16 protein-coding genes are annotated in these 22986 nt (G+C 46.3%); all 16 read left to right on the top strand.

Annotation, left to right across the window (positions count from 1 at the left end):
• Window positions 1–39 precede the first annotated feature (39 nt).
• The 16 genes from ACO1NU_RS06210 to ACO1NU_RS06285 all read left to right on the top strand — a co-directional run bounded on the left by ACO1NU_RS06210 (window position 40) and on the right by ACO1NU_RS06285 (window position 22965).
• Entirely contained in the window at window positions 40–1344 is a 1305-nt protein-coding gene (locus ACO1NU_RS06210) for an efflux RND transporter permease subunit (RefSeq protein WP_448817603.1), read from the top strand.
• Window positions 1334–3274: an efflux RND transporter permease subunit gene (locus ACO1NU_RS06215; RefSeq protein ID WP_448817604.1), complete on the top strand. Its 1941-nt coding sequence runs from the start codon at window positions 1334–1336 to the stop codon at window positions 3272–3274. Before ACO1NU_RS06210 ends, ACO1NU_RS06215 begins: the two co-directional genes overlap by 11 nt.
• Window positions 3258–4508, top strand: coding sequence for a TolC family protein (locus ACO1NU_RS06220; RefSeq protein WP_448817605.1), 1251 nt, complete (start codon window positions 3258–3260; stop codon window positions 4506–4508). Before ACO1NU_RS06215 ends, ACO1NU_RS06220 begins: the two co-directional genes overlap by 17 nt.
• Window positions 4486–5718 carry an efflux RND transporter periplasmic adaptor subunit gene (locus tag ACO1NU_RS06225; protein WP_448817606.1) on the top strand — a complete coding sequence of 411 codons (1233 nt, stop codon included), beginning with the start codon at window positions 4486–4488 and terminating at the stop codon, window positions 5716–5718. The genes ACO1NU_RS06220 and ACO1NU_RS06225 overlap by 23 nt, the downstream gene beginning before the upstream one ends.
• A gap of 13 nt (window positions 5719–5731) precedes the next feature.
• Complete coding sequence (locus ACO1NU_RS06230) at window positions 5732–6934, top strand: efflux RND transporter periplasmic adaptor subunit (RefSeq protein ID WP_448817607.1); 1203 nt, start codon at window positions 5732–5734, stop codon at window positions 6932–6934.
• Window positions 6935–6968: 34 nt separating this feature from the next.
• Window positions 6969–7517, top strand: a complete 549-nt coding sequence (locus tag ACO1NU_RS06235) for a DUF3347 domain-containing protein (protein WP_448817608.1) — start codon at window positions 6969–6971, stop codon at window positions 7515–7517.
• A gap of 92 nt (window positions 7518–7609) precedes the next feature.
• Window positions 7610–8686, top strand: coding sequence for an L-rhamnose/proton symporter RhaT (rhaT, locus tag ACO1NU_RS06240; RefSeq protein ID WP_448817609.1), 1077 nt, complete (start codon window positions 7610–7612; stop codon window positions 8684–8686).
• A gap of 17 nt (window positions 8687–8703) precedes the next feature.
• Window positions 8704–10821 (top strand): bifunctional aldolase/short-chain dehydrogenase, encoded by a 2118-nt coding sequence (locus ACO1NU_RS06245; RefSeq protein WP_448817610.1) that lies wholly within the window; start codon window positions 8704–8706, stop codon window positions 10819–10821.
• A 73-nt stretch (window positions 10822–10894) separates the two neighbouring features.
• Window positions 10895–12169, top strand: a complete 1275-nt coding sequence (locus tag ACO1NU_RS06250; protein WP_448817611.1) for a sugar isomerase — start codon at window positions 10895–10897, stop codon at window positions 12167–12169.
• Between the two features lie 77 nt (window positions 12170–12246).
• Window positions 12247–13632, top strand: coding sequence for an FGGY-family carbohydrate kinase (locus ACO1NU_RS06255; RefSeq protein ID WP_448817612.1), 1386 nt, complete (start codon window positions 12247–12249; stop codon window positions 13630–13632).
• Window positions 13629–14363, top strand: a complete 735-nt coding sequence (locus ACO1NU_RS06260) for a (Fe-S)-binding protein (RefSeq protein WP_448817613.1) — start codon at window positions 13629–13631, stop codon at window positions 14361–14363. Before ACO1NU_RS06255 ends, ACO1NU_RS06260 begins: the two co-directional genes overlap by 4 nt.
• A complete protein-coding gene (locus tag ACO1NU_RS06265) occupies window positions 14360–15733 on the top strand; it encodes a lactate utilization protein B (protein ID WP_448817614.1) in 1374 nt (457 codons plus the stop codon). Before ACO1NU_RS06260 ends, ACO1NU_RS06265 begins: the two co-directional genes overlap by 4 nt.
• 5 nt (window positions 15734–15738) lie before the next feature.
• Window positions 15739–16338, top strand: coding sequence for a LutC/YkgG family protein (locus ACO1NU_RS06270; RefSeq protein WP_448817615.1), 600 nt, complete (start codon window positions 15739–15741; stop codon window positions 16336–16338).
• 351 nt (window positions 16339–16689) lie between these two features.
• Entirely contained in the window at window positions 16690–17760 is a 1071-nt protein-coding gene (locus ACO1NU_RS06275; protein WP_448817616.1) for a glycoside hydrolase family protein, read from the top strand.
• A 129-nt stretch (window positions 17761–17889) separates the two neighbouring features.
• The gene (locus ACO1NU_RS06280) at window positions 17890–19317 is read left to right on the top strand and encodes a glycoside hydrolase family 28 protein (RefSeq protein ID WP_448817617.1); all 1428 of its coding nucleotides are present in this window, start codon (window positions 17890–17892) and stop codon (window positions 19315–19317) included.
• A gap of 21 nt (window positions 19318–19338) precedes the next feature.
• Complete coding sequence (locus tag ACO1NU_RS06285; RefSeq protein ID WP_448817618.1) at window positions 19339–22965, top strand: DUF4450 domain-containing protein; 3627 nt, start codon at window positions 19339–19341, stop codon at window positions 22963–22965.
• Window positions 22966–22986: the final 21 nt, after the last annotated feature.

Consider the following 22986-nt stretch of genomic DNA (forward strand, 5'->3'; position numbering starts at 1 on the left):
GTCTCGATTGACGATCATTAAGCACAAATTTTAAATTTCATGGTAGAAAAGCTTATCGCATTCTCAATGCGAAATAGGTTTTTGGTATTGCTGTTTGCTGTTTTGGTATTTGCCTATGGGCTCTATTCTGTCAAAACTAGTAAGATTGATGCGATACCTGACTTATCCGAAAATCAGGTAATAGTACTTACCGAATGGATGGGCAGAAGCCCGCAAATAATAGAGGACCAGATTACATATCCTCTGGTAACCAACCTTCAGGGCTTACCTAAGGTAAAGTATGTTCGTGCAAATTCTATGTTTGGAATGAGCTTCGTCTATGTCATCTTTGAAGATGATGTGGATGTTTACTGGGCACGGTCGCGTGTTCTCGAACGTCTTAGTTCATTAGGCAACTCGCTTCCTGATGGAGTTACACCCTCAATGGGTCCCGATGGTACGGGAGTGGGGCATATTTTATGGTATACGCTGGATGCTCCCGGCATGGATTTGGGTGAACAACGGGCTGTACAGGACTGGTACGTCAAGTTTGCTTTGCAGAATGTTCCGGGTGTGAGTGAGATTGCGTCTTTCGGCGGATTTCAGAAACAGTATCAGATCACTATTGATCCCAATAAGCTCAATTATTATAATGTCTCTGTGCAGGAGGTAATGCGCGCAGTTAATGCCAACAACAACGAAGCCGGGGGGAGGAAATTTGAGATGAGTGATATCGGTTATATCATCAAAACCACCGGATACCTGAAGTCAATCGAGGAGATTAGCCAGTTGGCGGTGAAGAACCAGAACTCCATCTCGGTCAGGGTCAGAGATGTTGCTACCGTCCAGATGGCAGGAGAAAGCCGCTTGGGAATATTTGATTATAACGGAGAAGGTGAAGCCGTTGGCGGTATCGTGGTATTGCGGTATGGGGAGAACGCTGATGAAGTGATCAAGAGTGTCAAGGCTAAGATGACGGAAATATCGAAGGGACTGCCTGAAGGCATGAAATTCAATATCGTTTATGATCGCGGAGAGCTTATAGAAGAATCCATTTCGTCTATCACTACTACGCTGATTGAAGAAATGATTGTCGTGTCCTTGATCGTCATTGTCTTTCTTTTTCACTGGCGGAGCGCAGTGAGTATCGTGATTCAGATTCCGATCACGATCGCAGCAAGCTTTATAATTCTAAACGCTCTGGATATTTCCTCAAACATCATGTCACTCACGGGTATCGCTCTTGCAATTGGAGTCATCGTAGACAACGGAATTATCATGTCGGAGAACGCCTATAAACACCTATCCATGCGCCAGGAAGAACTTGGTAAATTAAGAAAGAAGGGAGATTCACATGTGGAATAAATTTTTTAAAAGGAAGAACTCCGAAGAAGATTACGTCAGGCTTTCAAACGAAGAAAGGTTGAGCATCATCGAGAAAGCCTGCAAGCAGGTTTCAAGAGGTGTATTTTATTCGACTGTCATCATTATCGCCTCATTTCTGCCCGTGTTTTTGTTAACTGGTCAGGAGGGCAAGCTGTTTCATCCACTTGCCTATACCAAGACGTTTATCTTGATTATTGATGCTTTGCTTGTGGTGACGCTCGCTCCTGTATTGATATCCTTTTTTATGAAGGGTCGGTTTCGTTCAGAAAACGAGAATCCGATAAACCGATGGTTGGAGAAAATCTACGAGCCGGTTATCAGAGCATGTATGCGTCACAGGAAGACAACTATCGGAGTGAATGTTCTTGCTTTGCTGATCAGTATCCCGCTCTTGATGAGTCTGGGCCGGGAGTTCATGCCACCTCTGGATGAACAGTCGATCCTCTTTATGCCCGTTACTTTGCCAGACGTATCTAATGCGGAGGCCAAGCGAATACTGCAGGTACAGGATAAAATTATCAAATCAGTTCCTGAGGTGGATAAAGTGTTGGGAAAAGCAGGAAGGGCGAATACGGCTACAGATAATTCGCCTATGTCGATGATTGAGACCATTATTTCTCTTAAGCCCAAGAGTGAATGGAGGGACGGAATTACGAAGCAGGACATTATCAATGAGCTGGATACAAAGCTGCAGATCCCTGGTGTTGTAAATGGATGGACACAGCCTATCATTAATCGGATCAATATGTTATCGACCGGCATCCGCACAGATGTGGGCGTGAAGGTGCATGGGCAGGATCTTGCCAAGATCGCTTCTGTATCACAGGAGGTGCACTCCCTGCTTCAACATGTTGAAGGTGTAAAGGATCTGTATGTAGAACCGGTTACTGGGGGCAGATATCTCGAAATCGATATCAAGCGTGACAAGCTTGATCGTTATGGTTTAACTGTGGATGATGTGAATGCCCTGGTTGAAACAACAATTGGAGGAGCTCCTTTTGCGACAACAATTGAAGGAAGACGCAGATTTGGAATTCACCTCAGGCTGGGACAGGAGTTTCGGAACAGTCTGGATCGGCTAAAGCGAATTCCGCTAAAGTCTTCAAATGCGGGTATCATACCTCTTTCCGCGGTAGCCGACATTCGTTTCGTTGATGGGCCGCCAATGATCACCTCTGACAATGCCATATTAAGGGGGGCTGTCATGTTTAACGTGCGCGACAGAGATCTGGGGGCTACGGTTCAGAGTGCAGTTGATAAGTTAAATAAGGAATTGAAATTACCTGACGGCTATTTCATCGAATGGAGTGGGCAATATGAAAACCTGATCAGAGGTCAACAGACGCTGATATATATCCTCCCCGTGGTATTTCTGATCATATTGGTGGCTTTGTATCTTGCCTTTAAGTCCATCAGAGAGGCGTTTCTCAGCTTAATCACCATACCGTTTGCACTGATCGGAGGAGCCTATCTGGTGTTTTTCTGGGGTGTCAACCTGTCTGTGGCGGTAGCCGTTGGCTTTATTGCTCTGTTTGGAATTGCGGTGGAGACGGGGGTTGTAATGGTGATATATCTGAACGATGCCATGCGGCAGTTAGTTGCCCTGAAGGGAAATTCGAGCGAAACGATCAGCAAAGAGGATCTCAGAGAATACGTTATCCACGGTGCTGCCAAACGATTGAGGCCTAAGATCATGACCGTTTGTGTGGCCCTGTTTGGTCTGATTCCGGTTTTATGGTCTACCGGTGTAGGGAGTGACATGATGCAACCTATCGTGTTGCCCATGATCGGAGGTGTGTTAACATCGTCGACACATATCCTTCTGGTCACTCCTCTGATCTTTTTGATGACCAAGGAATACGAGTTAAAGAAATTTGGAAAGCTGGAGGTATATGATGTACAGCATTAGAAATACGATTTGCACGCTGCTGCTTAGTTTACCCACTATTCTATTCGGACAGCAGGTTCTGACGATTGATCAGGTGCTGAAAGAGGTCGCCCGGAATCATCCGTCCCTTCAGGCTTTTGAAAGCCGGGTGAGAAGCAACGAGGCGAAGGCCGCAGGAGCGAAGGCATGGATGGCTCCTATGGTGGGAGCAGGAACGTTCATGACACCTTACCCGGGAGCTGAGTTGATGGATGATGCTGAAAAAGGGGCCTGGATGTTTTCTGCTGAGCAGGATATTCCCAACCCATCAAAGATCAAAGCGAAAGAGAAATCTGTTTTGGCGCAGTCGGCAGTTATTCAAGCTGAACAGAAGATAAAAGCCAATCAGCTGAGAGCAAGAGCAAAGGAACTTTACTATGGTATTCTGACACTTCATAAGAGGGCGGCTTATCAGCAGGAGAGCAAGATGATTATGCAGACAATGAAGAAGCTGGCGGAAGTTCGTTATCCCTATAATCAAGGTTCGCTGGGGATGATTTTCAAAGCCGAGGGTAGGTTGTACGAGACTGATAATATGCTTCTCATGACGGCAGGAGAGATCAAATCGAAGAAGATTGCTCTTAATGCGCTTATGAATCGCCGGGCGGATGTCGACTTTACCGTAGACACCACCTTAAGAGTCGGATTTAGTCCTTTAACTTCGTTGGATACCTCTTATCTCTCGGCAAACAGGAGCGATATTATTCAGATGGATCGTTCGATTCTAGCCATGGAAAGGAATATCCAGCAGATGAGGGAAGAAGCAAAGCCAGATTTTAGGATACGATTTGAGCATATGGCAAACAGGTCGCAAATGATGCCTAATCAGTATTCGCTCATGGGCATGATCTCTATTCCGATTGCGCCATGGTCTTCGGGCATGTACAAGTCGGAAGTGAAGGCCATGAGCTTTGAGCAGGAGGCCATGAGGAAAGAAAAAGAATCCATGCTTACTGAGATGCTGGGAATGACCCGTGGGATGGAAAACGACTTAAGGAATATGGAAAAGCAGCTGAGAAATTATGAGGACAAGATTTTGCCTGCCCTGAAAAAGAACCTCAAGGTTTCTATGCTTTCTTATCAGGAAAATAAGGAAGACCTCAATACAGTAATCGACGGATGGGAAGCCGTAAACATGGCGGAGATGACCTACGTTGATCAGCTGCAGCGCTTTTACGAAATGATTGTTGAATATGAAAAGAATATTGAGAGATAGGATTCCTATTCTCCTTTCTGCGTTTGCCCTGATTTTTTCAGGGTGTAACCGCAATAATAAGGGAAAGCATGAGGCTATGAGCCATGATGTTGTGCACGACAGCATATCTCACCTGGTGGAGCCAACTGACGAAGTAGTAGTAGCCAACATAGAAACTATCAGACCACAGACGGGAAGCCGCTTTGAAAGTGTAACAGCTCAGGGCGTTATCAATTACAACGAGGATAATCTGAGTAGTCTGTCTTCACGGGTTAGCGGACGTATTGAACGACTGTACGTCAGGTTCAACTATCAGAAAGTCTCAAAGGGACAAAAAATCATGGAGATCTACAGTCCGGATCTCGTCAACGCTCAGCAGGAGCTCCTTTTTCTGCACAGGAACAATGAACCGGAACTTGCAGCATTGGCCAGAAAGAAGCTGTTACTTCTTGGAGTTTCAGAACAACAGATAAATGCGCTGCTAAAAACCGGCAAGGTAGATCATGCGATTGCTGTCTATAGTACATCGTCCGGTTATATCATCGAAAATACAGCCCAAGCCGGGAATTCTGCTATGCCTGCTGGCGGCACTGTTCTTTCGTCATCATCGACCACCGGATCATCGGGTGGGATGGGAGGAATGGCTGACGCGGGCTTGTCAGAACCCGCAAGTCAGGATGTCCCTGTTGTTCCCGGAACTAAACCCCTGGGCTTGAGAGAAGGAGAATACGTATCAAAGGGGCAGACTTTGTTTAAGGTGATTAATGCCGATAAAGTCAGGGCGGAGTTTTATATAAAGCCGGATCAGATACAGTCGTTCAAACGAGGAGGAAGTGTTTCTGTGATCTCAGCAGACTCAAAAGATAAACATGCAGAGGTCGCAGTGAACATGATTCAGCCTTACTACTCCAACACGGCCAGCTATCCCCTGGTTAGGGTTGTTCTCCCAAACTCCGATAAGCGTTGGAGGGTAGGTGAACTGGTGCAGTTAAACTTGAAAGAAGTCAGGAAGGATGGCACATGGTTGCCGCGTTCAGCGGTACAGCAACTCGGTGCAAGTTCTGTTTTGTTCGTAAGGAAGAATGGAGTATTCAAGCCCGTCAAAGTAAATGTGCTCTCCTCTGCAGGAAATTGGATCAATGTGGGAAGCGCTGTTACTGATGAGGAAGTTGCCTTGCATGCCGGGTTCCTGATGGATGGTGAAAGTTTTATTCAGGTAGATAATCAATAAGACAAGTAAGATCATGACTAAGAAGAAAATATCGAAGTGTATCGCAGCTTTCGTTCTCCTGTTTCTGGTGGCCTGTTCGGGGAGCCAGAAAGATCAGGGTGCTGATGTATCTTCCACAACATATACCTGCCCGATGCACCCACAGGTGATTAGTGAGCACCCGGGGACTTGCCCCATCTGCGCAATGGACCTGGTTCCGGTCTCAGCATCGGGGAATGGGAATGAGATCATGTTAAGTGCCAGTCAGATGCAACTGGCGAATATCAAGACAAGGCCTATCAGAAATGATGTTTTCCAGTCGTCTAAAGTGTTAAACGGGCGAATCCTTTTCAATCCTCAGAGCACAACAATGATTTCTTCGAAATACGCCGGTAGAGTCGAAGAGGTGTTTTTCAAGGAAACCGGGAAACCTGTCAGAAAAGGTCAGCCGCTTTTTCGAATATACAGTGAAGAGCTCCAGGCACTTCAGCAGGAGTACCTTCTTCAGGCGAGTCAGATGGCTGCCTTTCCCGGAGAAAAGATATATCAGACTCTTTACGCGGCAGCTGAGAACAGGCTGAGGTTATTGGGTTTCGGGGAAGCTCAGATGCGTAGTCTGAGAAGTCAGCGGAAAGTGGCACCGTCTGTTGTCGTTTATTCTCCCGGCTCCGGCGTGATCAGTGAGCTCAATATACTAGAAGGCCAGTATGTGTCGGAAGGGACGCCTGTAATGAGGCTCGAGAATCTCAACCAACTTTGGTTGGAAGCTGACGTATACCCTGATGAGGCGAAGTCGCTGCGACTAAACATGCCGATGATGGTATCTGTGAATGGTCAGGCAGGGGGTGAGCACGAAGTACGTATAGACTTCATATCGCCTCAGGTTGATCCCTCAAGTCAGATTATAAAGATCAGAGGAACTATCAGGAATAGCGGTAATCTTCAGCCCGGTATGCAGGCCAGTATCCTCCTCCCTGCAATGGAGAAGGTGGAAGGGATTTCACTGCCATTAGATGCGATTGTTAGGGGAGAAGGAGGGGCGCATGTTTGGATTAAAACAGGGAAGAGTACCTTTGAGCCGAGAAAGGTAGTTACAGGCGACGAAGATGCGGTGCAAATAATTGTACGATCTGGTCTTGAGAACGTGAAAGAAGTGGTGACTTCAGGGGCCTATCTGCTGACGAGTGAGTTTATCCTAAAAAAAGGCAGAAATCCCATAGCTGAACACCATCATTAACAAAAAGAATATTCATCAATTAAATAGTTACAAAATGAAATCAACACACATTAAAAAAACACTTTTATCTGCTGGTCTTATCTCTGTTATGACGATTGTTGCCTGTTCTTCAGGTAATAATAAGAACGAAGTGAATACTTCGACTGAGCCTAAGGAAGTAAAAGAAGGTGAAAGCGCGGCTTTGACTTTTAAAGATGAAAAGATTGGTCATATCTACTCGGATTATATCGCTCTCAAAGATGCGCTCGTGAAATCTAACGAGAAAGATGCCGGTGTCGCGGCAGGTGCATTGCAGGTCTCTCTCAACGCAGGGTCTCAGACGAAGGCGGCAGACCTGGCGGCAAAGATTGCCAGCGCGTCTTCATTGAAGCTTCAGAGAGAGCCATTTAATGAGCTAAGTACTGAAATTGAAAAGGTGCTGAAATCAGCCGAAATCACTAGTGGAGCCGTGTATAAACAGTATTGTCCTATGGCGAATGACAATCAGGGAGGTTACTGGCTGGCAAGCGAAGCTTCAATTCGTAACCCGTATTATGGCGATGAAATGATGACCTGCGGAAGCGTAAAAGAGGAAATCAACTAGATCCTGCGGTTTTTTCCCGCCATGACAGTGCATGACGGATATTAATGCTCTCTTATTTATTTTTAGCCAAACTAATTTATAAGCATAAATAAATGTCAGCATTATTTGGAGTCATTTTTCATTTTATTGGAGGGTTTGCCTCGGGGAGTTTTTACATTCCCTATAAGAAGGTTAAAGGATGGGCCTGGGAAAGTTACTGGATAGTCGGAGGGATCTTCTCCTGGCTTATAGTACCCCCTCTTGCCGCGTACCTCACTATTCCAAATTACACTGATATTATTCGTCAGACTGATGGTGGAATTCTGTGGTTGACCTATATGTTCGGTACACTCTGGGGTATCGGCGGACTGACTTATGGACTCGGGGTACGTTATCTGGGAGTATCACTTGGAAGCTCCATTATATTGGGCATCAGCATGGTTTTCGGATCACTGCTCCCTTCTATATACTTTGACTTTTTCCCGGCAGAAGGGAAAGATACGTTCACCATGCTGGTCACCAGTTCATGGGGACAAATGGTACTTTTGGGTATCGCAATCTGTATTGTCGGAATCTTCCTTTGTGGAAAAGCTGGCGTGATGAAGGAGAAGGAGCTTGACAAGGCAAGCAAGGATTCTACAAGCAATGAATTCAAAATAGGATTGGGTCTTTTGGTGTCGGTTATTTCCGGAGTACTCAGCGCCTGCTTTAACTTCGGTCTTGAAGCAGGTAAGCCCATGGCAGAAGCTGCGAACCAAATCTGGAAAACGGTTAATCCAGGCGAAGGTGAGTTTCTGTTCCAAAATAACGTGACCTACGTAGTTGTCCTTTGGGGAGGATTAACAACGAACTTTATCTGGTGCATGATCCTGAATTTCCGGAATAAAACATTTAAAAATTATACAGACGCGAAAACGCCAATATTGAAAAATGTGGCGTTCTCTGCGCTGGCAGGTATAACCTGGTTCCTGCAGTTCTTCTTCTACGGAATGGGAGAAAGCAGGCTGGGTAATGGACCTAGTTCGTGGATTTTACACATGGCTTTTATCATTTTGATTGCGAACGTTTGGGGAATCGTACTGAGTGAATGGAAAGGTGTAAGCCGCAAAACATACACAACAATTATTGGGGGAATTTTAACAATTGTTGTGTCAGTGCTCGTTGTGGGATACGGGAACTCATTGAAATAAAATAAATTAAATAACATATGTCTATCGTAACTGATTTCAAACACGTTAACTATCTATGGGATGATGCTGCTGCCGCAAAGCTGGAAGGTGATGAAGTAGCTTTATTGATTTACCGGTCCAATCTTCTTGGAGCTGATTTGCGCCTGACTAACTACGGAGGTGGTAACACGTCTTGTAAGACGGTTGAGAAGGACCCACTTACCGGCGCTGATACCGAAGTGATGTGGATCAAGGGTTCAGGAGGAGATATCGGAACCTTGACTCGTAGCGGACTTGCCGGACTCTATGTAGATCGTCTGAGAAATCTTGAAAATGTATATAAGGGAATAGAGCAGGAAGATGAAATGGTTGAGCTTTTCAACCACTGCATATACGACTTAAAGTCGAAAGCGCCTTCTATCGATACGCCATTACACGGCTTCCTTCCGTTCAAGCATATCGACCACCTTCATCCTGATGCAGCCATCGCAATCGCTGCAGCAAAAGATGGAAAGAAGATTACGGAAGAGCTGTTCAAAGGAACTATAGGCTGGGTAGACTGGCAGAGACCAGGCTTCGATCTTGGTCTTCAGTTGAAACGTTGTCTGGCTGAAAACCCGGGCATCCGTGGCATTATGCTGGGATCTCATGGTTTATTTACATGGGGTGATACAGCTTACGAATGCTATGTCAACAGTCTGGAAGTTATTGAGGCTTCAGCGGAATACCTGGAGCAAAACTTTGGTAAAAACAGACCAGTGTTCGGCGGTCAGCGTATAGAGAGCCTGGATGCTGAAGCACGCAGAAAACAGGCAGCAGCGATTGCTCCTGTGCTGAGAGGGTTCTGCTCAAGTGAGCGTCACATGGTGGGTCATTTTACCGATGATGCACGTGTTCTGGAGTTTATCAACTCAAATGATCTGGATAGATTGGCTCCGCTAGGTACCAGCTGTCCTGACCACTTCCTGCGCACTAAGATCAGTCCTCTTGTTCTTGAATTGGACGCAAATGTGGATCTGTCTAACGTAGAAGAATTAAAAGAAAAGCTTGCTCCTGCATTTGAAGCATATCGCCAGATGTATAAGGAGTACTATGAAACATGCAAGCACGCGAACAGCCCTGCTGTACGTGATGCTAACCCGGTGGTTATCCTGTTTCCGGGTGTGGGTATGTTCACATTTTCGAAAGACAAACAGACTGCCCGTGTTGCAGCTGAATTTTATACCAACGCAATCAACGTGATGAAAGGGGCAGAAGCTGTGTCAGAATACACATCTTTACCTCGTCAGGAAGCGTTTGATATTGAATATTGGTTGCTTGAGGAAGCAAAGCTTTCTCGTATGCCAAAACCTAAGCCTTTGTCAGGACGTATTGCCCTGATCACAGGAAGTGCCGGAGGTATTGGCAAGGCAATCGCGAAACGTTTTATCGAAGAGGGTGGCGTTGTTGTGATCAACGATAATGATTCTGGCCGTCTGGAATCTGCCAGAGCAGAGTTCAATGCTCAGTTCGGTAAAGATGCTTTTGCTGCTGTTCTGCTCGACGTAACAGACTCAGCAAAAATCGCAAATGCTTATGATGAAGCTGCTCTTGCATTCGGAGGAGTAGATATCATTGTTAACTGTGCCGGACTGTCGATTTCAAAGCCAATTCAGGATCATACAGAAAAAGATTGGGATATTCTTTACGACGTATTAGTCAAAGGACAATTCCTGGTTACTCAAAAAGGTATTGAAGTAATGCGCAAGCAGTCTTTAGGAGGCGACGTGTTAAACATTGTAAGTAAAAATGCACTTGTTTCAGGTCCTAATAATGCAGGTTATGGATCTGCAAAAGCTGCCCAACTACATTTGAGCAGACTGAATGCAGCAGAATTAGGAAATGACGGTATCCGTGTTAACGTGGTTAACCCTGATGCAGTTATTTCAGACAGTAAAATCTGGGAAAGCGGATGGGCTGAAGGCCGCGCGAAAGCATACGGTGTAACAGTAGCCGAACTACCTGCATATTATGCTAAACGTACCTTACTAAACAAGATTATCCTGCCGGAAGATATTGCTAACGCATGTTTTGTTCTGGTTGGTGGCTTGATGAATAAGTCAACCGGAAACGTGCTAAACGTTGATGGTGGCGTGGCGATGGCATTTGTGAGATAGAAACCAAATTTGAGAGCTTCAGCTGGTTCGTTCATGTGAACGTTTGCTGAAGCTCTGTTTAAAACCATAGTATATGAAAATTGAGAGGTATCAGATTGAGGAGCACAACAGTAAATTAGCTCAATCGCATCAAAGGAAGTTTGAATTTTTGGCCCAGGATATTCAGGGTACAGAGGATATCGTACAGAAACTGATGAAGTTTCAAATCGCTATCCCAAGCTGGGCACTGGGTACTGGTGGAACTCGTTTCGGACGATTCTCAGGAGGTGGTGAACCGCGTAGTCTGGAAGAAAAAATGGGTGATATAGGTTTGCTTCATCAATTAAACCAATCCAGCGGTGCTATCTCTCTTCATATTCCCTGGGATATCCCTGAAAATATTCAGGATATCAAGGTATTGGCTGCGCAATATGGATTGCGTTTCGATGCAATGAATTCAAACACATTCCAGGATCAGCCTGGTCAGGATCAAAGCTATAAGTTTGGCTCCATGCAGCACATTGATAAAGCTGTGCGTAAGCAGGCTGTTGAACACAATATCGAAGTAATTAAGCATGGTGTTGCATTAGGATCAGATTCTTTAACCGTATGGTTATCGGATGGTTCTTGCTTCCCGGGTCAGCTTAACTTCCGTCGCGCGTTTGAAAATACGCTTGAAAGTCTTCAGGAAGTTTATGCAGCTCTGCCTGAGGATTGGAAGATCTTTGTAGAATACAAAGCTTTTGAACCAAACTTCTACTCTATGACAGTGGGAGACTGGGGACAGTCTTTGCTGTTCGCAAACAAACTTGGTCCAAAAGCCTATACGCTTGTAGACTTAGGTCACCATTTGCCTAATGCAAACATCGAGCAGATTGTATCACTGTTATTAATGGAAGGCAAGTTAGGTGGTTTCCACTTCAACGATTCCAAATACGGTGATGATGACTTAACTGCAGGCAGTGTGAAACCGTATCAGTTATTCCTCATTTTCAATGAGCTTGTAGCTGGAATGGACGCAAAGGGAATGGATCACGCGAGTGGACTCGGATGGATGATCGATGCATCTCACAACGTGAAAGACCCTCTGGAAGATCTTCTTCAGTCGGTAGAAGCTATCATGATGGCCTATGCACAGGCATTACTTGTTGACAAAATGGGTCTTGAAGAAGCCCGTATGCAGAATGACGTAGTGCGTTGCCAGGAGATCTTGCAGAATGCATTCCGTACTGACGTTCGTCCGCTTGTAGCAGAAGCAAGACTTCGCGCTAACGCTGCTTTAAATCCGGTAGGATTGTTCAGAGAACTTCAGGTAAGAGAGAAACTTATCGGAGAAAGAGGATTTAAAACAGTAGCAACAGGTTTATAATCGATTGTTTACAGAATAGAGCTAAAGGCATTTGGCTTTTAGCTCTATGTTTATTTATAGACTTTTAACTTTTGATTATGCCGATCCCTGTTGTTGCAGTATTTGATGTTGGAAAAACCAACAAGAAAATTTTCTTTTTTGATGAGCAGTATAAAATTGTTCTCGAGCGTACGGCACAATTCGACGAAACTGTTGATGAAGACGGCGATCCATGCGAGGATATCCAACTGCTAACATCCTGGATTAAAGATACCATTGCCGAGGTTACTGCACTTGACCGATATGAAATTAAAGGGATAAACTTCTCTGCATATGGTGCAACATTTGTCCACCTTGACGAAGAAGGCAAGCCTCTTACACCTATTTACAACTATCTTAAGCCCTATCCTGAACACCTGCAAAAGCAGTTCAACGCATCTTATGGTGATGAGCTGCAGTTCTCGAAAGAAACGGCTTCCCCTGTTCTCGGTAACTTAAATTCCGGAATGCAGCTGTACAGGTTGAAATACGAGAAACCGGAGATATTTAACAGAACAAAGGTTTCCTTGCATTTTCCTCAATACCTCAGCTTTCTTATCACCGGACAGCTGTATACAGATATGACAAGTATCGGCTGCCACACCGCATTGTGGGACTTTGAGGCAAATACATATCACCGCTGGGTGAATGAAGAAGGCATTGCAGAAAAGCTTGCTCCTATCCAGCCTTCAGACGCTGCATTTAAAGCAGATCTTAATGGAAAAAGCTGTTCTGCGGGTATTGGACTCCATGACAGCTCTTCAGCCTTGATCCCATTCCTGGCCAGTTTTCATGAACCTTTCATGCTACTATCTACAGGAACATGGTGCGTCAGTCTAAATCCATTCAATGATTTACCTCTTTCAGAGGCCGAATTAAAGAAAGACTGCTTGTCTTATATCAGCTACAAAGGAAAGCCTGTAAAGGCGTCTAGATTGTTTGCCGGCAATGAGCATGGTATTCAGGCTAAGCGCATAGCAGAGCATTTCGGCGAACAGCCTGATTTCTATAAGCATCTTAAATATAATGCTGACGTTATCAGTCGCATTCAACAGCATCATCAGGCGGTTGATACCACCACCCAATCCGGAGATTTGGTTGCATCAGGCTTCGGCTTACGGGATCTATCCAAATTCCTGTCGGCAGAAGAGGCTTACCATCAATTGATAATTGACCTGATAAAATTGCAAATTCAAGCGAGTAAGCTTGTACTCGACGGTACCGATGTTAGGCGTATCTTTGTTGACGGCGGATTCAGTAAGAATCCGATCTATATGCAGTTGCTGGCTTCTGCTTTTCCAGAGATGGAAGTTTTTGCTGCTTCGGTAGCTCAGGCCACATCCATTGGGGCAGCACTTGCCATTCATCAGCATTGGAACAGCCACGCGCTGCCAACAAATATTATTGATTTGAAATTTTATTCAGCCTCAGAATTAGTATTATGACCGTTGGGTTATTTATACCCTGTTATGTAGATCAGTTTTATCCTAATGCTGCCATCGCAACTTTGCAGTTGCTGGAAAAGTTGGGTGTTAATGTGGTCTATCCGAAAAAGCAAACCTGTTGTGGCCAGCCAATGGCCAACTCAGGTTTTTCTCATCTTACAGGGGGATGTGACGAGCTGTTTACGGAAATATTTGCAGAGTTCGACTATGTAGTTGCTCCCTCGGGCAGTTGCGTATTGCATCTCAAGGAGCACCTGCATTCTGAAAAAGACCCTCAGCAGTCTGAAGTCTTAAAAACAAAAGTGTACGAACTGGTCGAATTCTTAACTGATGTTCTTAAAGTCGAGAGCCTGCAGGCGAAGTTTCCTCATAAAGTGGGAGTTCATCAAAGCTGCCATGGCTTGCGCGGTCTGCATCTTTCTCAGATGACTGAGCTTGTCGCCCCTCCTTTCTCCAAACCTGGTAAGTTGCTTAGCATGGTTGAAGGACTGGAGATCGTGGATCTGGACAGACAGGACGAATGTTGTGGATTTGGAGGAACTTTCTGCGTTGCCGAAGAGGCAGTATCAGCTAAAATGGGTAAAGACCGTGTTGCCGATCATATACGGCACGGAGCAGAATATATCACAGGAGCCGATCTTTCCTGCCTCATGCATATGGAGGGTATTTTGCGCAGACAAAAAAGTAATGTTAAAGTAGTGCATATAGCAGAGATTTTAAACGGAATATGAAAGATCACGCGGCATTATCTGAAGAGTTCAACAAAGACGAGCCCAGAGTCGACTGGCATGATGAAACACTATGGTTTATCCGGCAGAAGCGGGATAGGGCAGTTCATTCTATCCCAGAGTGGGAGTGGTTAAGGGAAACCGGTTCACAGATCAAAAATAATGTACTGTCAAACTTAAGTACCTATCTGGAGCAATTTGAGGCCAATGCCCTGAATAACGGTGTCCATGTACATTGGGCGGCTGATGCCCGGGAACATAACGAAATCATTCTTTCCATCATGAAAAAGCACCAGGCCGATCGCATGGTGAAAAGTAAATCGATGCTGACCGAGGAGTGTCATCTGAATGACTTTCTTGCAGACAACGGCATTGAAGTGATTGACTCTGATCTGGGTGAGCGCATTGTTCAGCTGGCTAAAGAACCACCCAGCCATATTGTACTTCCCTGTATTCATTGGAAAAAAGAGGAAATCGGAGACTTATTCCATGAACACCTGGGTACTGCAGCCGGAGAGGCTGATCCTCAGATACTCACAGAGGCTGCCCGGCAACACTTAAGGGATACATTCCTCACCAGGAAGATCGCACTTACGGGAGTGAATTTTGCGGTTGCTGAAACCGGCGAATTCGTCGTTTGTACCAACGAAGGTAACGCAGACATGGGTGCGCATCTTTCAGATGTACATATCGCGTCAATGGGCATCGAGAAGATCATTCCCGAACGTAAGCACCTCGGCGTATTCCTACGTTTGCTGACCAGAAGTGCCACGGGGCAACCCATCACTACGTATTCAAGCCATTTTATGAAGCCGCGTAAAGGTCAGGAAATGCATATTATACTGGTCGATAACGGCAGAAGTCGTCAGCTTGGAAGGGCCGACTTCCGCAACTCGCTGAAGTGTATCCGCTGTGGATCATGTATGAACACATGTCCGGTGTATCGCAGGAGCGGAGGGCATAGCTATCATACGACTATTGCAGGACCAATCGGAGCGATTCTCGCACCTAACCTCGACATGAAAGATCATGCGGATCTGCCTTTTGCATCCACATTATGCGGATCATGCTCAAACGTATGCCCCGTTAAGATCGATATCCATGATCAGTTGTACAAATGGAGGCAGGTTTTGGTAAAGGAAGGCCATGTAAGTCAAACCAAGGCAGCAGGAATGAAAGCGATGGCTTTTGCTTTCGGTAACCCCGCAGTATTTGAAGTTGCCGGTAAGTCAGGGCGTTGGTTTATGAAGCATTTTCCGGCACTGGTCAGCAATAAATTAAATCCCTGGTATAAGGAAAGAGAAATGCCCGAGCCTCCAAAAGAGTCTTTCAGGGAATGGTATTCAAAAAATAGAAAGAAGTCTAACGACTAAACAGGATGTCAAGCAAGAATACAATATTAGCAGCGTTGAAGGCTAACCAACCAGACCTTCTTCCTTTGCCATCGCTTAACCTTCCGGTGACTGACAATGGAACACCTACAGTGGAAGAAATTGTTGAAAAATTCAAGACTACAGCGGTCACTATCGGCGGAAGAGTATTTGAGGTTAGCGACTTCAATGGAATAAAAGAGATTCTGGCAGCGCAGTTTATCTCGCCGGCACGAATCATCTCTTCGTTTACCGAACTAAGCGAGATCGCCGAAACGGATATATCCCAGGAGAATCCTCATCTCCTCGCAGATGTGGAGTTAGCTATTCTGCAGGCGGAAATGGGTGTGGCTGAAAACGCTGCTCTCTGGGTGCCTGAGGGAAATATGATGCAGCGGGCAGTTCCCTTTATTTGCCAGCACCTGGCCCTTGTTGTCAGAAAGCAGAACATAGTTGGCAATATGCACCAGGCATACGCCCTATTAGGAAATAACAACACGGGATTTGGCGCCTTTATCGCCGGTCCGTCGAAGACTGCAGATATCGAACAGTCACTTGTTCTTGGAGCTCATGGTCCACGAAGTTTAACCGTATTCATCTGGGCATAGATCATGTGCCAGACATGTTGCTTTTAGTAGATTTGTGTGCCTCTAGATGCACGCAAATCTACTCGGCGACAGTATCGCCGGTCTGTGAAGAACGTAACCAGAGATGAAGCGAGAAGCGGCCTGCATAAAAGCCTGCTGAAATGATGCGGACCCACCGTGTGCTCCTCTATTCCCGGTAACAACTCTGTTTCATATATGCACTATGTGTCAGAAACAGGACGCTACAGGATACGTAATCCTAAAAAAGACCCTAATTTAGTTCCGATAACCGTTTAATGACCAATTCCTGCGATAACCAGTATTACCTGAATGTGACGGTAGATAGTTTTGCAATATATAAAATGCCCTGTTATGAAGCGGAGTACATTTTTGTATCAGATGTCAGTACTGGCTGCCGTAGCAGCCTTGCCGAAGACTAGCCGGTCAAATGAGATCATGGCCAATATGTCCTCTGGTTTCCCATACAAGCTTAAGGGTGTCGGCCGGGCCCTCGAGTTAGAAGGATATTACGTATGGTGTAATAGCCCTATCATGGGACCCGATAATAAAGTTCACGTCTTCTTTTCCCGCTGGGCTTCTTCCAAAAAGATGGGTGGCTGGCTAAACGGGTGTGAGATCGCTCATGCTGTCGCTGATCATCCTGAGGCAGAGTTTAAAGTCATAGGCACCGTGCTTGCCCCAAGGGGTGAAGGTCACTGGGACGCAACCACCTGCCATAATCCTCATATTCAATATGTAGACGGGCAATATTGTCTGTTCTATATGGGTAATTCGAATGGCAAGACAGATACAAAACGTATTGGCCTGGCTACCTCGAAGTCATTATACGGCCCCTGGACCCGCGCTGATAAGCCGTTGCTGGAACCGGGTGCACCGGGTGCATGGGACGATCATTGTACCACCAACCCAGCCTTCGTAAAACATCCTAACGGACAATATTGGCTATACTATAAATCCTGGAATTCGAATGATTACTACAATTCCAAGGATCCCCTCATCCGGGGAAACAGAAAGTATGGACTTGCCATATCCGATCAACTCACCGGGCCCTACAAGCGGTATTCCGCTGATCCCGTAATAGACTTCTCATCCCTCGGCAACAATAACCAGTTTGAAGATGCTTTTGTCTGGATGAATAAAGGGCGGTTTAACATGCTGGCCAGGGATATGGGAGTGTTTGATCATGAGGTCGGACTGTATCTCGATTCAAAGGATGGTATACGCTGGAATCGACCGGATATCGCCTATCAAGCGCTGAAAGAATACACGGACCTGCCTCCGGCACCACAGCACCTGAAAAGGTACGGGAGACTCGAACGACCGCAGATTCTCTTTGTTAAAGGAAAACCTGCTTATCTTTTTGCCGCAACCCAGGGAGGTCAGTACGAAACAGCATCATCGTTTATATTGAAGATCACCTGATTTTCATCACATACATACGCATAAACACACATATATATAAATAAGTAATGGAGTCATCATCAGCATATTCTGAAAAGAGAAAAAGACAACTGTGTGATGGCTTTGTTATTGTCTAAAACAAGTAATCCCATGAGAAAAATGAAGCTATCAGGTTTAGTTGCGGCGATTGGAATGCTGATTATGTCAGCATGTGCAACGAGTAATCAAACCGGCTGGACGTCAACAGACCAGCCGCTGAAAGAGATGGAAAAAATCAGAGCTATGATCAAGCCGCCTGTCTTTAAAAACCAGGATTACGATGTCACCGCATATGGAGCTGTCGGAGATGGCGTAACACTGAATACCGATGCATTCCGCAAGGCAATTGAGGAGTGTAATAAGAATGGTGGAGGCCGGGTTGTTGTGCCTGTCGGAACGTTCCTTACGGGAGCTATAATTCTTAAAAGCAATGTCAACCTGCATCTGGCAGATAGCTCCGTGATCTTGTTCAGCAGAGATCCTGAGCATTATCCCATCGTATTCACCCGCTGGGAAGGCATGGAATTGATGAACTATTCCTCGTTCATCTACGCCTACGGCGAAGAAAATATTGCCATCACTGGTAAGGGTACACTCGACGGAAACGCCAATAATGAAAATTGGTGGTACTGGAAGGGGCAAAAACAATATGGCTGGGACGAAAGCAAAGGTCACCAGGGACCAGCCCGCGATTCCCTGCATGCACTCAACCACAAAAAAACGGATCCAAGAACCCGCGTCTTCGGAAAAGGGCATTACCTCAGACCAAACTTCATTCAGCCCTACAAATGCAATAACGTACTGATCTCTGACGTGAAAATGATCAACTCTCCCATGTGGAACCTCAACCCGGTTCTTTGTGAAAACGTGATCATCGAACGTGTCAAGATCATCTCTCATGGACCTAATAATGACGGAGCAGATCCGGAGTCTTGTAAGAACGTGCTGATCAAAGATTGTTTCTTCGATACCGGCGACGATTGTATCGCTATCAAGTCGGGAAGAGATGAGGATGGTCGCACAATTAACAAACCGGCAGAGAACCACATTATCGAAGGTTGCGAAATGAAAGAAGGCCATGGAGGAGTTGTTATCGGCAGCGAGATCTCCGGTGGTGCACGCAATATCTTTGCAATCAATTGCGTAATGGACAGTCCGGACCTGGACAGAGTTCTGCGTATAAAAACCAGCTCAAGCAGAGGTGGCGTTATTGAAAATATCTTTATGAAAGATGTTAAAGTAGGAACGTACCGCGAAGCCGCAGTAAGATGCAACATGTTTTACGAAGCTCCGGGCGACTTTATACCAACCATCCGCAACGTGTGGGTAGAGAACATGCATGTTGAAAAGGGTGGAACTTATGGGGTGCTGGTTAATGCATATAAAGAATCTCCTGTCGAAAACCTGCGCCTCGTTAACTGCACCATCAACGGGGTAGAAATTCCGTTCAAAGTAGATTATGTTAAAAATCTTCAGTTTGACAATGTTAAAATCAACGGAGAAGTTGCTGTGCTGCCAGATAGCTTAAAGTCTAAATAGCCGGCGGTTAACAAATTAAATATGTATAAAAGTACTATAGCAATCCTTGCGGGACTCCTGCTTTCGGGAATCGATAATATTAATGCGCAGGGGAATGATGCCCCTGCGAAACCTTGGCACGGTAAAGAAAGAGTAGTTCATTATCGTCCTGAGGGGAAGGATTTTGTACTTGTGAACGGAACAAAGCGCTTCAACCGGGCACTGTATGGAACAAATACAGCCTTCCGTGTGGAAGCAGGCGACTTGCCGGAGTTCGCCATGTACATGCCTGGCATGGGTGGTAATCTCCAGATAGGTATCATTTCCGGTGCCAACAGCAAGTGGATCATCCAGGCTAAAAATATCAAGAGCATATATCGCCCCGGTGCCATGCTCTATGAAATTAAAGACCCTATTCTGGGCTCGGGCACGCTGAACCTCAGCGTGCTTGCGCTTGCAGATGCAGAGGGTATCATCGTCAAGGCTGCCTCTTCAGGGATGACCGAGAATATCGATCTGTTCTGGGCATTTGGCGGTGCCTCTGGAAAGAAGTTCAGTCGCAACGGCGATATCGGTGCCGATCCTGAGTCTTCGTTCTATCTGAAGCCGGAAAACTGTAAAGACAATCAGTACAAGCTGAGTGGCAAAAGCTTCCAGCTTAGCTATGCAGCATCACAGGAGCTCGTAGGTATGCTGTCTGAAAGCGGCAGCTTCCAACTGGCGGATGCTTCCGCACTGTCCTCTCCTTCAGCTCTGGCTAAGTCCAAGGCTGCAGACGCGCCCGTGGTAACAGCCTCCTCCAGAATCAAAAATGGAGAAGAAATATACATGCTCATCCAGCGGCCTTCTGAGAAAGGAAAGCTAAAGACCGCTGATCTCGCATCGCGGTTTGCCGCGGCAGAACAGGCCCGGACTCAACTGGCGCAACGCATTCAGGTAAATACTCCTGATCCCTATATCAATACCCTGGGCGGAGCCCTCGCCGTCGCTGCAGATGGTATCTGGGAAAGCCCCACATTCCTGCACGGCGCCGTAGCCTGGAGAATGCGCCTGAACGCCTGGCGTGGAGCCTCCGTTGCCGACCCGCTGGGCTGGCACGACCGCGCACTTGAACATTTCCGCAGTTATGCAAAGTCGCAGGTTCTCGAGCCTGCAAGCGGAAAAGTAGTGGCTGATACGGCACTAAACCTTGCAAGGCAGGAAGAAAAGATGGGTAATGCGATGTTCAGCAGCGGTTATATCTCCCGCAACCCGAACGACAATACCAAACCGCATCACTACGATATGAACCTCGTGTTCTTCGATCAGATGATGAGTCACATCCAGTGGACAGGCGATCTTAGCGTAGCTAAAGAGATGTGGCCGACCATCAAAAGGCACCTCGATTGGGAGAAACGCAACTTCGACATGGATGGCGATGGCCTTTATGACGCCTACTGTGCTATTTGGGCCAGTGACGGATTGCAATACAGTGGCGGCGGTGTAACACATACATCTTCTTATAATTACCGCGCGAACAAAATTGCCGCGCAGATTGCCCGCCTCATCGGCGAGGACAGCAAGCCTTTTGAAGAGGAAGCTGAGAAGATATACAAGGCAATTAACAGCAGGCTCTGGATGCCGGGAAAGGGGTGGTATGCAGAATATCAGGACCTCCTCGGCTTGAAAAAACTGCATCCCATTCCAGGTCTGTGGACGATCTATCATGCAATCGACTCAAAGGTGCCTGACATGTTTAAAGCATACCAGTCTTTACGATACATCGACACTCAGATTCCAAGAATCCCGATTTTGGCCAAAGATCTGCCTGAAAAAGATCTTTATACACTGCCAACCACTAACTGGCAACCTTACACCTGGTCGGTCAATAACGTGGCACTAGCCGAAGTACTTCATACTTCTCTGGCCTACTGGCAGGCCGGAAGATCCGAAGAGGCATTCAAGCTTTGGAAAGGAAATATCCTCGAGACCATGTACCTGAGCTCCAGCCCCGGAGGCTTTGAGCAATTGTCGTTCTACGACGCAGTACGCGGTGAGCTCTATCGCGATTTCGCAGATCCTATCGGTGTAGCTGCACGCAGCCTGGTAGAAGGTTTGTTCGGGATTGAACCGGACGCCCTCGCAGACACGCTTACCATCCGTCCGGGACTTCCTTCCGCCTGGGCTTACGCCTCGCTGAAAACCCCCGATGTAACGTTCGACTTCAACCGCACAGACCTCGCTGATCAGTACACCATCGAAGCGACCCGGAAAAACCCCATGAACCTCAAACTCGAGATCAGGGCAAAGTCAGATCGCGTCAAAATGGTTCGCGTAAACGGTGTTCCGGTGAAATGGAAGGTCTCCGAAAGATCTTTAGGCATCCCGTCACTGGAAATCTTTGCAGGTAAATCAGCTAAATACTCGATAGAAGTTGCCTGGGATGGTGAACCATTCGAGCAGCCTTCCTTGAGTCCAGCACTATACAAGGAACTGTTCAAAGCTGAATTCAAAAACGCCAAAATAACCAACCTGTACGATCCTCAACAAATCCTTCAGGGTGCTGTAACCAGGAACAATAAGCTGGAAGCATTGCTGGATGCAGAGAATGGTCACAAGACCTTCTTCCTGAAACTGAGTCAGGGGAACTTTGCATGGTGGATGCCGGTCGACGTTGAAGTGATGAAGACAGTAGAGCTGCTCGCTCCGCTGGAACAAAAAGACAAAGACCTGGCCTTTACAGTAAAGAATAACGGTCCCGCCGTAAGGGGTGAATTGATCCTCAAAGGCGGCAGCCGTATCGTTTCCAAGGTAATTGAACTGGCTGCCGGAGGCTCTGAGCAAATCGTAGTTCCTCAGGAGTATGTATCCGCAGGAACCAATCTCATGCGGGTTGAATACCGTCCCGGGGTGTATGCAGAAAAAGAAATCATCAACTGGAATGCCCTGCCGCCGTCAAACGCGAAATGGGAATCAGTAGACTTGTCTGCGGTATTTAATGACAAGGTTAGCAATATCTTTAAAAACAAATACCTGAGTCCGCGTCCTTCTTCGCCGACCCTGCAACTTCCGGTTCAGGGTATCGGAAACTGGTGCTACCCGCTTACGACGGCAAATATTGACGATACTGGTCTCAGAGAAAAAGCAGGCACTGCCGGTAAGCTTGTCCTTCCCAACGGCATCCCCATGGCTACATCGGGAGAGACAGATGCAAGCAATATCGCCTTTACCTCTCAGTGGGATAACTATCCCGACTCTATCACGGTGCCACTCTCGGGTTCGGCATCTCATGCCTATCTGCTGATGGCTGGATCGACCAACCCTATGCAGAGCAGGATCGAGAATGGAGAAGTGCAGGTGCTCTATACTGACGGAACAATGGATCGTCTTCCGCTCGTCAATCCGTCTAACTGGTGGCCAATTGAGCAGGATTACATGAATGATGGATTTGCCTTTACAACAGGTAGTCCCAAGCCCTACCGCGTATATTTGAAAAGCGGACAGGTCACGCGCGAGTTTAACGACTTTATAACCATAAAAGGATTCACTAACCAGGGAATAGATGGAGGGGCAGCAACAGTCCTCGATCTGCCGCTGAATCCGAAAAAAGAATTGAAAGGATTAACAGTAAAAGCGCTCGCGAATGATGTGGTCATCGGCCTCATGAGTGTTACACTGCAGAAAAACTAAGACCAATATTAATTATAGCCC

The organism is Arcticibacter sp. (assembly GCF_053551015.1).